The sequence below is a fragment of the Paenibacillus herberti genome (assembly GCF_002233675.1).
Classification (GTDB): domain Bacteria; phylum Bacillota; class Bacilli; order Paenibacillales; family Paenibacillaceae; genus Paenibacillus_O; species Paenibacillus_O herberti.
The window spans coordinates 543,383-555,515 of sequence record NZ_NMUQ01000001.1 but is presented as its reverse complement, the minus strand read 5'-3'; the positions used below and the strand labels follow the sequence as shown (position 1 = coordinate 555,515).

12 protein-coding genes and 1 other RNA gene are annotated in these 12,133 nt (G+C 52.2%); 2 read left to right on the top strand and 11 right to left on the bottom strand.

Annotated elements, in window-relative coordinates:
- Nucleotides 1-32 precede the first annotated feature (32 nt).
- Complete coding sequence (locus CGZ75_RS02585) at nucleotides 33-515, bottom strand: hypothetical protein (RefSeq protein WP_089522731.1); 483 nt, start codon at nucleotides 513-515, stop codon at nucleotides 33-35.
- A gap of 159 nt (nucleotides 516-674) precedes the next feature.
- Nucleotides 675-1,358 carry a TerC family protein gene (locus CGZ75_RS02580; protein ID WP_089522730.1) on the bottom strand — a complete coding sequence of 228 codons (684 nt, stop codon included), beginning with the start codon at nucleotides 1,356-1,358 and terminating at the stop codon, nucleotides 675-677.
- A 149-nt stretch (nucleotides 1,359-1,507) separates the two neighbouring features.
- On the opposite strand from CGZ75_RS02580, the gene CGZ75_RS02575 reads away from it, so the two are divergent.
- Nucleotides 1,508-2,197, top strand: a complete 690-nt coding sequence (locus tag CGZ75_RS02575; RefSeq protein WP_089522729.1) for a TerC family protein — start codon at nucleotides 1,508-1,510, stop codon at nucleotides 2,195-2,197.
- A 120-nt stretch (nucleotides 2,198-2,317) separates the two neighbouring features.
- Here CGZ75_RS02575 and thiI read toward each other — a convergent pair whose 3' ends face one another.
- The 5 genes from thiI to CGZ75_RS02550 all read right to left on the bottom strand — a co-directional run bounded on the left by thiI (nucleotide 2,318) and on the right by CGZ75_RS02550 (nucleotide 6,616).
- Entirely contained in the window at nucleotides 2,318-3,550 is a 1,233-nt protein-coding gene (thiI, locus tag CGZ75_RS02570) for a tRNA uracil 4-sulfurtransferase ThiI (protein ID WP_089522728.1), read from the bottom strand.
- Complete coding sequence (locus CGZ75_RS02565; RefSeq protein WP_245850674.1) at nucleotides 3,547-4,734, bottom strand: cysteine desulfurase family protein; 1,188 nt, start codon at nucleotides 4,732-4,734, stop codon at nucleotides 3,547-3,549. The genes thiI and CGZ75_RS02565 overlap by 4 nt, the downstream gene beginning before the upstream one ends.
- A 171-nt stretch (nucleotides 4,735-4,905) precedes the next feature.
- On the bottom strand, nucleotides 4,906-5,667 hold the full coding sequence (locus tag CGZ75_RS02560) for a lytic transglycosylase domain-containing protein (RefSeq protein WP_089522727.1): 762 nt from the start codon (nucleotides 5,665-5,667) through the stop codon (nucleotides 4,906-4,908).
- Between the two features lie 177 nt (nucleotides 5,668-5,844).
- The gene (locus CGZ75_RS02555) at nucleotides 5,845-6,063 is read right to left on the bottom strand and encodes a DUF1540 domain-containing protein (protein WP_089522726.1); all 219 of its coding nucleotides are present in this window, start codon (nucleotides 6,061-6,063) and stop codon (nucleotides 5,845-5,847) included.
- A gap of 52 nt (nucleotides 6,064-6,115) precedes the next feature.
- Nucleotides 6,116-6,616 (bottom strand): YpuI family protein, encoded by a 501-nt coding sequence (locus CGZ75_RS02550; protein ID WP_089522725.1) that lies wholly within the window; start codon nucleotides 6,614-6,616, stop codon nucleotides 6,116-6,118.
- Between the two features lie 209 nt (nucleotides 6,617-6,825).
- On the opposite strand from CGZ75_RS02550, the gene CGZ75_RS02545 reads away from it, so the two are divergent.
- Entirely contained in the window at nucleotides 6,826-8,805 is a 1,980-nt protein-coding gene (locus CGZ75_RS02545; RefSeq protein WP_141136639.1) for a S8 family peptidase, read from the top strand.
- 100 nt (nucleotides 8,806-8,905) lie between these two features.
- Here the strand turns inward: CGZ75_RS02545 and rnpB are convergent.
- The 4 genes from rnpB to CGZ75_RS02525 form a co-directional block, all read right to left on the bottom strand.
- Nucleotides 8,906-9,314: RNase P RNA component class A (gene rnpB / locus CGZ75_RS02540), an RNA gene on the bottom strand.
- Between the two features lie 35 nt (nucleotides 9,315-9,349).
- Nucleotides 9,350-10,471: a Nif3-like dinuclear metal center hexameric protein gene (locus CGZ75_RS02535; protein WP_089522724.1), complete on the bottom strand. Its 1,122-nt coding sequence runs from the start codon at nucleotides 10,469-10,471 to the stop codon at nucleotides 9,350-9,352.
- Nucleotides 10,447-11,217: a tRNA (adenine(22)-N(1))-methyltransferase gene (locus CGZ75_RS02530; protein ID WP_089522723.1), complete on the bottom strand. Its 771-nt coding sequence runs from the start codon at nucleotides 11,215-11,217 to the stop codon at nucleotides 10,447-10,449. The genes CGZ75_RS02535 and CGZ75_RS02530 overlap by 25 nt, the downstream gene beginning before the upstream one ends.
- Before the next feature lie 2 nt (nucleotides 11,218-11,219).
- Complete coding sequence (locus CGZ75_RS02525) at nucleotides 11,220-12,068, bottom strand: hypothetical protein (RefSeq protein ID WP_089522722.1); 849 nt, start codon at nucleotides 12,066-12,068, stop codon at nucleotides 11,220-11,222.
- Nucleotides 12,069-12,133: the final 65 nt, after the last annotated feature.

Below are 12,133 nucleotides of genomic sequence, written 5' to 3'. Positions count from 1 at the left end.
TATAGGATCATACATTCGTTCCAAACATTAACTTACCAACGGGCTTTCTTACTCACCATCATCCATCCGCCAATTGCTACAAGAGCGATCGCGATCAAATAGATGCCCCAGCTCCATAACAGCACAAACAGCATGCAAAGCGCCCATACTCCAGCGAGCACAGCAGCAATAGTGAATGCGCTACGTGGATGAGAGGAGTCGAAGGTATAATACTCATAAAGCCCTACCGCAAGGCCAAAGATGAAAAATGGCCAAAGGTATTTCATGTAGCCCCACCCGAACCAATTGCAAAACAGGAAAACCAGTGCATATACGGACAAAATGCCGCCCGGAACGAGCGTTGCCGCAGGGAGTAGCCGGCCGAAATACAGCACATGCAGCAGTATGCCCGGCACGAGGATAAACAACGGCCAAAATACGGAGCCAATAAAGCTGAATACGCCCATTCGGCCCAGCAAAATGGCAATTCCTGCAAGCAAGATGATGATTCCGGCGGAATATTGATTGCGAATCAATCTTATCCCCCGTTTCCCATAGACGACTACCTGCGGACAGGCAGATGACGACCAATCAGATCTTTCTTATTCTATAGGAATCGAACTGAAAATGCCAGCTATAAAGGGCCAGGGCAAAAAAATAAGACCGCCCCCTTGAAGGCGATCTCTTCTCATCGATTAAGTTGGGATACGGGAACGGGTTAAAATAATTCCTATCACAATGACGAGCGGAATCATAAGTACGGGCAGCGCGCTGTGGAGCAGAGGCGTTTTATCCAGCCAAGGCTGAAGCGCGGAGTCCGACACCAGCATCTCTCCTGCCGCAAAACCGAGAAGCCCGGAGCCTGCGTACACCAGTGACGGAAAGCGGGTCAGAAGGCCACCAAGTACATGACTGCCCCACAGAATCATGGGTATGCTAAGAGCGATGCCAAGCAGCATCATTACCGGCTCTCCATCGGCGACGGCAGCGACAGCCAGAACATTATCCAGGCTCATGATAAAATCTGCTGCCACAATCGTCCCTACAGCTCCAGCAAGTGTAGCGCTCCGCCTTGACTTAACGCCACGCGACAGCAGCCCTTCGCTGCCAGGTTGCTCTGCTTCACGCAGCAGTTGCACGGCGATAAGCAGCAGAAGGAATGCGCCGCAGGCTTGTAAGTAAGGCAATTGCAGCAGTGAAATTGCCGCGAGGGTTAGGAGGCATCTGAGTCCGATTGCCGCGAAGGTTCCCCATGCGATTGCTCGTTTGCGCTGCTCTGCGGGCAAATGCTGGCTAGCCATCGCGATTACAAGGGCGTTATCGCCGCTGAGCAGGATATTTATCATGACGATTTGCAGAAAAATCAACAGATTGTCCAAGTCGATACCCCCACCCTTTCTCTATAAGGGGTATGTACAAGCCATTAAAAATATGTTACAAAAAAAAGCGAATCTTTTGTCCAACTCATCCGTATACGGGTAAGTACTTAATGGCAGAAAATGTTCAATGAGATGGAGGAGGAGCTTCGATGGAATGGGTAGGCCCGCTGTTGACTATTATTTTTATCGACCTTATGCTGGCGGGCGACAACGCGATCGTCATCGCGCTTGCCGCGCGCAATCTGCCTAAGCATCAGCAGAAAAAGGCAGTTATTTGGGGGACGTTTGGTGCCATCGCAATTCGTATGGTCGCCACCCTGCTGGTCGTTTACTTGCTGGATGTTCCTTGGTTGCATCTTGCTGGCGGCTTGTTGCTCGTCTGGATCGCCTACAAGCTTCTTGTGCAGGAAGACAGCAGCCATGATAATATCAAGGCCGGAAGCACGCTCGGTTCAGCTATCTGGACGATCGTTATCGCCGATGCCGCAATGGGTATCGATAACGTTCTCGCCGTAGCTGGAGCATCCCATGGCAATATATGGCTCGTCATTATCGGCCTGATCATCAGTATTCCGATCGTTGTATGGGGAAGCACGCTGTTCATCACACTGATTGAGAAGTTCCCATGGATTCTCTATATCGGTTCTGCCGTGCTTGCTTACACTTCTGCGAAGATGATTACAAGCGAGAAAAAGCTGGCTGATTTCTTCGGCAGCGGTGGAATGCCGGAATGGCTGTTCATGGCTATTGTAGTCGTCGTTGTTATCGGCGCTGGCGTCCTGAAAAATATGATGCAAAAGAACAAAGCGGAAAAACACCGCGAGCGGGAATCTCACTAAACACGTGAGCAGAGCTGCAAGGCTCTACTGGGATACGTTAACACAAAAAAGACCGACTCCACGGAGTCGGTCTTTTTTGTGTTAACTATAGATTCTTTACTAGAACCAGCAACGGAAGGATTAGAACCAGTCCCGCTCCTCGGCTTCTTGAAGAACCGTCTTTTTCCGGAACACTTTGCCCGCGTCCAAATTGACCGTCTCCACCCCATCCGCTGCTTTAAGTAGCAGCTCCTTCAGCTCCGCAATGCCGTTTTCTGTTCTTTCCACCACTCTGAGGTTAGGATTGGTACTCGGTGATTTTGGTACGAACAGCGTGCAGCAGTCCTCGAATGGCAAAATTGAAGTTGTATACGTACCGATTTTGACGGCCTGGTCAATAATCTCCTGTTTGTCCATCATGATCAGAGGCCTCAGTAAGGGAATATCCAGGACGCGTCCTATAACATTCATGCTGTCGAGTGTTTGACTCGCAACTTGGCCAAGGCTGTCGCCGGATACAATTCCGCCGGCTCCATTTCTCTCCGCCAGCATGCCGGCAATCTCAAGCATCGCTCTGCGCATAAGCGTAATAATCAAGTGATCCTGCCCTGTTCCAGTGAATCGGGTCTGAATATCGGTGAACGGCACTAGATGCAGCTTCAGCGGTTTACCCGCATATAGCGAAAGCTGCCTAGCCAGTTCAATTACTTTGTCTGTAGCTTGCTCACTTGTAAAAGGGAAACTGTGATAATGCACAAGTTCCAATTCCAGTCCTTTGCGCATTGCCGACCAACCGGCTACAGGACTGTCTATACCTCCGGACAGCAGCAGCATCGCTTTGCCATTGGAACCATACGGGAAACCTCCGGCTCCAGGCTCACTACGGCAGAAAATATAAGCTCCTTCTGGTTGAATATCGACGTTCAGCTCCATTTCTGGACGATGCACATCAACTTTTAACTCTGGCGCAGCGCGCAGGACATGAGAACCGATCAAATGCTGAAGCTCATGTGTTACATGAGGGAAGCCTTTCCAGCCTCTCTTGACCTTTACTTTAAATGTAGCTGGCTTAACCTCAAGAGATTCCCACAGCGAAAGTGCTGCTTCCTTGATTGCCTCCAGTTCGTTGACCGCTCTGATGACGGGACTGAATGAATGGAGGCCAAAAACCCGCCGCAAGCCTTCCGCGGCCTGCTCGTAGTCCACTCCATTCAGCTTTATATAAGCGCGGGCATAGGTTTTCTCAAATTCAAGCCCTTCCAAATGGCGCAGGCTATTTTTGATCTGGCGAAACATTTGCTGTTCGAAGCGACCCCGGTTGCGGCCCTTCAGCGTTAGCTCGCCGTAGCGAACCGTTATATGATCGTATTTCATTTACTCGTAATACCCCTCTCCAGCGGCTTCAAAAGCCGCACAACTGCTTCTAATGCCTCTGCAAGCCGATCGACGGTTGCCTCATCATGTTCGTCTCCAAAGCTGACTCGAAGCCCTCCAGCGGCGCGTGGGATCGGGTATCCCATAGCAAGCAGCACTTCGCTAGGACGCTCGTCCCGAGAAGAGCATGCCGACTTGGTCGATATAATTATCCCTCGCTCCTCAAGTGCATGGACAATAACTTCGGGTTTCATGCCTGGATAGGATAAATGTAAAATATGCGGCGCCTGCTTGACCGACAACGAATCAGCTTCGCCATTAATTATTAGCTCCGGCAACTGCTGCAAACGCAGCAGCAAACGCGTTCTCAACGCTCGCATCCGCTCTGCTCGCTCTTGTTGCGATTCCAACGCCATACGCAACGCTTTGACGGAAGCGACGATGCCCGGCACATTAGGCGTGCCTCCCCGCAAGCCGCCTTCCTGGCCTCCGCCTCCCAGAAGCGGCTCCAGTCGCATCCCGCTGCGCACATAGAGGAAGCCCGTTCCCTTCGGCCCCCGCAGCTTATGCGCAGAACCGCTGAACAGGTCTACTCCCCACTCCCGCAGGCGTATAGGGAGCTTCCCGATGCTCTGCACTCCATCTACATGGAAGCTGATGCCCGGATGCTGCCGCAGAAGCTTGCCCGCCTCCTCAATCGGCTGGATCGTTCCCACCTCATTGTTCACATGCATCAGGCTCACTAGCGTTGTATCGGGCCGGATCGCTTCCTGCAGCTGGCCTATGGAGATCATTCCCACATCGTTAACCGGCAAATAAGTGACCTCAAAACCATCCGCCGCCAGTCTCTCAAAGGCCTCCCGCACGGAGGGATGCTCCGTCGCCGAAGTAATGACATGTTTTCCTCTATGCTTCGCTGCGTATGCGGCACCCTTTATAGCAAGTTGGTTGCTCTCCGTACCCCCGGATGTAAATACCCATTCCTCCGACGTCGTCCCGAACAACCGTCCCATTAACTCCCTTGCTCCGCCAAGCAATCTACCGGCATCCAGCCCAAGGCGATGGATCGAAGAAGGATTGGCATAATGACGCTCCATCACTTCAACAAGCGTGCGAATCACTTCAGGATGCGGAGGCGTAGAGGCGCAGTGGTCAAAATACAACAGCGGCTCTTCTTGGTTCATTCGTTCAACCCCCTCAGTACCCGTAAAAATATACTTTCCAGTACAACAAAAAGACCAGCGACAGCTGTCGCCCTGTATTGGGGCAGCAACTGGCCGTGGTCCTTCCTGTGCGCTCCTGGCCGCAAGCCATGAGCCCAGCCATAAGCATATCCTATTATAAAATGCCGACTGTTACAACCCGGCCCCTTCTAGCTTGCGCATTACCTTAAGCACATAGTTCTGCGTCTCCTGCGGCAGCGAATCATACTTCTCGTTAAGCGACGCCTCATCCTTAATTCCAAGCCGATCAAGCCGTCCAGGGCCGGCATTATAAGCGGCGAGAGCTGCAGGTACACTATTTTCAAACTTGCCGAGCAAATAAGAAAGATACTTGGTGCCGCCATCAATATTCTGCGCGGGATCAAAGGAATTTGTCACTCCAAGTCCGCTGGCTGTCCCATCCATTAACTGCATAAGACCTTTGGCGCCTGCTGAAGAGACGGCTTGCGGATTGAAGGAAGACTCCGCATCGATGACGCTGCGAATTAACGACGGAGAAATGTCGTATTTGGCTGCCGCTCCATTAATTAATTGATCAAACGCCCCGTTGCCACTCCCATTCGCCGTCCCTACACCTACATCGGCAAGGCTGCTTCCGGCAGCGACTAGAGCTGCTTGTAAGCCGGCCGAGTTCATGCCTAGAGTGCCGCTGTTACCTGCCAAGCCTCCGCCATATCCTGAGACATCTACATCCGTGTAGCCAGTCTCAAGAGCTTGCAGACCGCTCGTATCCAAACTACTGGAAGACGTTGCTGAGGTCAGTTGGCTAAGAATTTGATCAAATCCGTTGTTCGTGGCTGACGCAGTATTACTGCTGGTCCCGGTAAACATCTCCAGGCTTGGCGCAAGCTGGAGCTTGATAAGTGCGGTAAGCGTTCGTGGGTCAATCGACATCTGAACTTCCACTCCCTATTTTGCCATTATGCTCCTGTATATCGGTTTGATGTTAGCTGAAATGAAGAGCGGTGATCAACATCTCTCGAGAATTATAAACGTCAAAAAGCCGTCCGTAGGAACGGACGGCTCGGCTTAACCAGCCTGATGTTTGTTTTCTAAAAGAATGAGCGCAAATCAAGCATTGTCTTTCGGTTGGAAAGTATGACAGCAAGTAGCAGAAGACTCTTCTGCTTTGTCCTGGTGATCGGCTCCAAGCTCGCCGCCTGCAAATTCAGTGGACAGATCCGCATGAGCATGCTTGTCGATCTCGATGTTGATCGCTTGGGCTCCACATTGATTGCCTTCATCCCAGAACGCACAGTTGGACACGCTGCATGCTACGCCTTTTGGCATAAAAATCACCCCCGCTAAGTAGCTTGCCTCAGCAGGGGTGGCTTATGCTTTCCTATTTTTGACCCTGCATGCGGCGCTGGGTCATGTAGTCATTTTCGTAATAGGACAGATCATCGCGAAGCTCCTCGTAAATCTTGGATACGGTGAGGACAATATCGCGGGCCGAGCGGAGTGGCTTATGGCGGAAGCGGATTGCATCCTGACCGGTGTAAGCGTAACGTCCGTCTTCGGAGTAACCTTCATTTTTAGGATAGAAGAAGGCATTAACGCAGTGATGGTAAACCTCATAAAGCTGACGCTCGGCATGCTCGACATCAAAATTCGGACGACGCAGCGTAACGCCCAGCTTCTCATAAGCAACCTCCGAGTAAACAAGCAGATGGCGGAGATCGGACAGGAGTCCCCTGTAGAAGGTGAGTTCTTCGTCGTTAGCATCTTGGGCAGCAAGCTGCGGAAGAGCATTCTCGTTCAGGAATGGCTCCAGTTGCGAGACCGCATCCTTGAGTTTGGAGCGTGTAGATTCGCTGAGCGGCTTTACATTGGCAGATGGCATGGTGAATAAGTTCCCCTTTCATCAATCCCGTAAGAAAGTTAAAGATTATGTATATCCTATCATAGAATCGGCATGATTTGAACTTTTTTGGAGCCAGAATTCCGCTTTTTCTGGTTTAAAACCATTCGTATAATTTCAGTCCATCTGCCTGAATCTAAGGTTAGAGCGCGTATGAATGACGTTCCATAATAACGGGAGGTTTCTGCCGCATGAGAAAAAAATGGATCGGCGCTTTTACTGCGCTGGCTTTACTTACGTTGTTGATTCCAATCAGTCCGTGGTTCATACCCGGAAGGCAGCCCCAGGAGCAAAAGGTTAAAACACGGGCATTGTCCGTGGAGCAAGAAAAACAGCTCAAGGCAGCAGATATTCGCCATGATATGGAAGCGACCGCGCAGCTTTGCGCCAGCCAATGCTCGAAGGACATCGGAACGCTGTTCCAGCTTGCTGCCGAGCCGGCCTCCAAACGCACGGAGCATATGCGGCATTTGATCGCCAAACATCCACAGATGGTTTTTTTGAGCTGGGGGGACGGTAGCAGCTCTGACATCACTGCCGGAAGCATTCCTTCCGATGCGGGGCAGCTTGCAAAGGCTCATTCCGAAAAAGCACTTCAATCCATTAAGGCGGGCTCCCGTTATCAAGCTGAGGCCATGTCCACTGCAGGCAAAAGATATTTGCTGCTCGGTATTCCTGCAGCTGAAGGTAAAGGAGGTATTGTTGGCCTGATTCGGCAGAATGTGGTCGGCGATGTGGAGCGGCATCAGATGCGCAATTTGCGACAAGTCCCCTATCCTGCGGAAGGAAGTTACCGAATCGAATCGGTCCGAGCCGGGTCAAATCGTGAATTCACAGTCCGTACTGGCGAAGATAATGGAGGCGCGAGCCATTACCATATTCACGAAGTCGTTGTCCGTTTCCCAACTGAGCCGACGAAGAAGCAAATGGAGCAAATTAAGCGAGACATCGGGGCTTCCTCGGAAAATCATATGCGCAACGTATACGTCTTTCGCTCCCGTTCAATGGAAACCGATAAAATGAAAGCTTATTTCCGCAAAAAATGGAATCCGACTTATGTGGAGCCGCATTATCTTTATTTGACCAATGAGTCACCTAATAACGGGCCCATAGATGCTAAACCAATCGTGCCGAATGATCGTCTCTATTCCGATTACCAGTGGAACCTTCCATCGATTGAGACCGAGCTTGGCTGGAATCTGTCCAAAGGAAGCGATGCTGTCAAAATTGCCGTACTCGACACAGGCGTGCAGCAGGATCATCCCGATCTGGTTGGCAAGTTGACCAAAGGGATGAACATCGTTACCTCCGGCAAGGCGCCTGTGGACGACGTCGGGCATGGAACGCATGTAACTGGCATTATTGCCGCTTCCGTCAACAATGGCGAAGGAATCGCCGGCTTGACCTGGTACAACAAAATCATGCCTGTCAAAGTATTAGACAACAGCGGTGCCGGCTCAACTTATTCCGTTGCCCAAGGGCTGATATGGGCGGTTGATAACGGGGCCAAAGTAATCAACATGAGCCTTGGAAACTATGCCCAGTCGGATTTTCTACATGACGCGATCAAATACGCGTTCCAGCGGGATGTCGTGCTTATCGCTGCAAGCGGGAATGATAATTCAGAGCAGCCCGGTTATCCGGCCGCTTATCCGGAAGTTTTTGCTGTCGGGTCGACGGACTCCCGCGGTGAAAAATCCTCCTTTTCCAACTATGGTGATTACATCGACGTAGCGGCTCCTGGCGACAGTATCGCCAGCACCTATCTTAACAGCCAGTATGCGGCGCTCTCCGGCACCTCGATGGCTAGTCCGCATGTCTCGGCGCTGGCGGCGCTTATTCGCTCCCGTAATTCGGCATTGACCAATGTCGAGGTGTACGAACTCATGCGCAGCACTGCCCGTGATCTTGGCACCAAAGGTAAGGATTCATACTTCGGCTACGGCCAGATCGATATCGACAAAGCGCTTCAAGCGGCAGAAAGCAATGGTAAAAGTACAGATTTGGCAGCCGGCCAGGCGAAGAGCCCGAATACAGCTGTTGCTGTGCCGAATACGGCTGCTAGCACGAATAATGCCGTTGGCAATACTGCCGCCGAATCATTGCAATCCTTCCCAGCGCGGCTCCGTGAGCGCTTGGAAGAGCTTGTTCGCAGCATCGAGTTCCGCTAATAGTAGTTGAAAGGTACGAAAAAAGCTTCCTGGCCGCTGCGGCAGCCAGGAAGCTTTTTGAAGTTGAAAAGCGATTATTCGCTTCTGAAATCAGGTCGTTGCGGAAAGTCTGCCATAAGCCGGGTTCTGTGCTCTTCGTGGTGCAAACGGGAACGACCCTCCCACTGTCAAGCGACAATCATCTATCTAGGCCTGCCATTGCTAGCAGGCTCAAGCGACCAACCCGAACGCGCCCCGGGCTAGGGCTGCTGCCGATAAAGGCTGCTACGTTCTCTTAGGTCTTGCTCCAGATGGGGTTTACCAGCCGCGTTGTCACCAACGCCGCTCGTGGTCTCTTACACCACGGTTCCACCCTTGCCTGATCCGACGCAAGCGTCGGCCATCGGCGGTCCATTTCTGTGGCACTATCCTTCGGCTCGCGCCGACTGGACGTTATCCAGCATCCTGCCCTGTGGAGCCCGGACTTTCCTCTCGCGGCTCGCGCCGCCAGCGATTGTCTGTCAGACTTTCCGACACCTTAGCTAGTATAGCCGGATCTGGCCAGTTAGGCAAGCTGGAATGGCTCGGTATTTATTGTAGAAGCGATTATTTCCGTTGCGTACTTGGAAGCTGTCATCCGCTCGCTCAGCCACTGCGTTACCTGCTGCTTCATAATCTTCTCGGCGTTATGTCCAGGATCGATGAGCAGCATGCCTGCTGCCAAAGCATCATGCGCCGAATGATAGTCGATATCGCCCGTGATAAGCACCTGAGCGCCGGCAAATTGAGCTGGCTTCCAATAACGCGCTCCAGAGCCGCCGAGCACGGCAGCTTTGCGAATCTCCGCCTCTGGATTTCCTGTGATGCGGACGAAAGGCACGTCAAATGCTACCTTAACCCGCTCCGCCAGCTCTGCTAACGTAATCGGCTCCATCAGGCGGCCGCTGCGGCCAAGCCCAAGCGACTTGCCTTCGCGCTCTAGAAGCGTCGCATCATAGGCCGTCTCTTCATAAGGATGTGCGGCCAGCATCGCCTTAATTGTCTTGCGCAGCATACTTTCCGTCACAGCCATCTCCACACGGATTTCATCGACCGTTTCCAGCCTTCCGGCGGCGCCGATGAACGGGCTGCTTCCAGCTCCAGGGCGGAATGTGCCCATACCGCTAACGTTGAAGCTGCATTGGTCGTAAGCGCCGATCGTCCCGCCTCCTGCCGCCCACATCACCTGACGGACTGCCTCTGCATGTGCTTCCGGAACATAGACAGCCAGCTTGAATAGGCGCTCCTCATGTACCTTTTCCAAGCTGACACGGCCTTCTGGCAAAATGCCGATGGCATCTGCCATCCAATCATTCATGCCGCCTTCGGTCACATCTAGATTAGTATGAGAGATATAAACGGCGATATCGTTCTTGATCAGCTTCTCATATAGTGAGCCGGCAGGGGTTGCCGTATCCAGCTTGGCTAGCGGCCGAAAAATAATCGCATGATGAGCAATGATCAGATCGACGCCTGCTGTGATTGCCTCATCAACAACCTCATGCGTGACATCAAGAGCGACCAGCACTTTACGAACCGGCTTCTGCAGCGTTCCCAGCTGAAGACCGATCCGATCGTTTTCCACGGCGTATTTTTTGGGGGCAAGCTGCTCCATCAGCCCTGTTACGACATGTCCGTTTGCGTACATTCCAGCACCTCCTCGATCACCCTGATTTCTTTGGCCATTGCCGCTCGGCGTTTGCTTGCATCCTCGGTGACCGACTGCCCAATCTGCGCCTCGATGCGCTTCATTTTACGGAGCTCCGAGCGCCATTTCTCGATAAATACCGACGGTTTGGAGCGAGCGAGATAAGGCCCCAACTTCAGCTTCAGCTGTCTGTCTTCGTCCGCAGTAAGATGGCTAAGCAGTGGCTCTCCTCCGTAAATGGCTTCGTTGCGGGCGCCAGCGTCCGCTTGTCGAAGCGCATGGACGATTTCGTAGTATTTGCCGTCCTCTTCCAGAATGGATTCCTCGGCCAGCAACCACCCTTGCTCCAGCAGCCAGGAGCGCACCAGTTCCTCGCCTACATTCGGCTGCAGCACGAGCTGCGAAACGCCTTCCAGCTTGCCGGCTTCCCTGCCTGCCTCTAGAATCGAGACAATAAGGGCTCCTCCCATACCGGCAATGGTTACCGTATCCGCTTCGCCAGGCTGCAGCACTTCAAGTCCATTGCCCTTGCGGGCATTGATTACGCGCCCAAGGCCCGCTGCAGCGATGCCCCTGCGCGCCGCCTCTAACGGGCCGTCATTTACTTCTCCTGCTATCGCGGACGGGCATGTCCCCCGGCTTACAAGCTCAATTGGCAGCAAGGCATGATCCGAGCCAATATCGGCTACTCTTGCACCTTCAGCGACATAGTCCGCAATAGCGGTTAATCGTTTGGAATTCAACATATTCAGGCAACCCACTCAATCCAATATTTTCGCAAGAGGAACAGCAGTCCCCCGCCTATCACCAGTTTACCAACAAATAGCCCCTGGAGCCAAACCATACTCGCATTCTCGACAAGCATCGTCACCTCAGGCATTAATACAAGTAACGCACATACAGCCAATAGCACTGTGCAGGCCTGCTTGCTCCAGCGTCGAATGAACCATCCGCTCCACCCAAACAACACCGCAAGCGGCAGCCAATAAACCTGTTTGTCCCACATAGATCCACCATCTGCAAGTCGGTTCAATAGGAGGCTGTATACGAGAGCAAGGCAGATCCAGCCGCAAAAATGAAGCAGCGGAATGCGTTGCCAGATACCATAGACTACCCAGAATATGGCGCATAAACTCCATATGAGGACGTTCCAGCTCCAATTTTCCACGGCATGTAATCTCATGAGATAAATTACGGAGCCCACCAGGAGCAGCATTCCAGCACCCGTCCAAGCCATGCCTGCAGTCTCACTACGGGGCCGAAGAACCGCTCCTATAGTTAAGAAACCACCAGTCAAAAGCAGTGGGATAGCAATTTGCATTGCTGGATGAAAAGCGTTAAAATGAAGAACAATCAAGAAAAAGAGGGAAAATAAGGCAAAGAATAATAACCATTTCCAGCCTGCTGCACCAGCCGCTGCATACGCTGCTCTAGCTGTTCTGTTCGGTTTCGTAGGTAGTGTTTCATCTTCTGCCGAGTCACTTTCCCGATCTGCATAAAGGTTTAGCAAGAAATCGCAATAATGATCTGGAAGCAGCTTGCCCTTCCTCCATTGCTGGATTTCCTGCACGATAATACGGCGTTTATCCGCTTCCATTGGCTTGCTCCTTGTTCTTGTCGTTCTCCACGATGGGAAACGCCAATTGATTAGGGGATGTGGGA

Coding starts and splice junctions, on each gene's coding strand:
- CGZ75_RS02575 (WP_089522729.1), top strand. CDS start 1,508: ATGGAATGGGTAGGCCCGCTGTTGACTATTATTTTTATCGACCTTATG.
- thiI (WP_089522728.1), bottom strand. CDS start 3,550: ATGAAATACGATCATATAACGGTTCGCTACGGCGAGCTAACGCTGAAG.
- CGZ75_RS02565 (WP_245850674.1), bottom strand. CDS start 4,734: ATGAACCAAGAAGAGCCGCTGTTGTATTTTGACCACTGCGCCTCTACG.
- CGZ75_RS02560 (WP_089522727.1), bottom strand. CDS start 5,667: ATGTCGATTGACCCACGAACGCTTACCGCACTTATCAAGCTCCAGCTT.
- CGZ75_RS02555 (WP_089522726.1), bottom strand. CDS start 6,063: ATGCCAAAAGGCGTAGCATGCAGCGTGTCCAACTGTGCGTTCTGGGAT.
- CGZ75_RS02550 (WP_089522725.1), bottom strand. CDS start 6,616: ATGCCATCTGCCAATGTAAAGCCGCTCAGCGAATCTACACGCTCCAAA.
- CGZ75_RS02545 (WP_141136639.1), top strand. CDS start 6,826: ATGAGAAAAAAATGGATCGGCGCTTTTACTGCGCTGGCTTTACTTACG.
- CGZ75_RS02535 (WP_089522724.1), bottom strand. CDS start 10,471: ATGTACGCAAACGGACATGTCGTAACAGGGCTGATGGAGCAGCTTGCC.
- CGZ75_RS02530 (WP_089522723.1), bottom strand. CDS start 11,217: ATGTTGAATTCCAAACGATTAACCGCTATTGCGGACTATGTCGCTGAA.
- CGZ75_RS02525 (WP_089522722.1), bottom strand. CDS start 12,068: ATGGAAGCGGATAAACGCCGTATTATCGTGCAGGAAATCCAGCAATGG.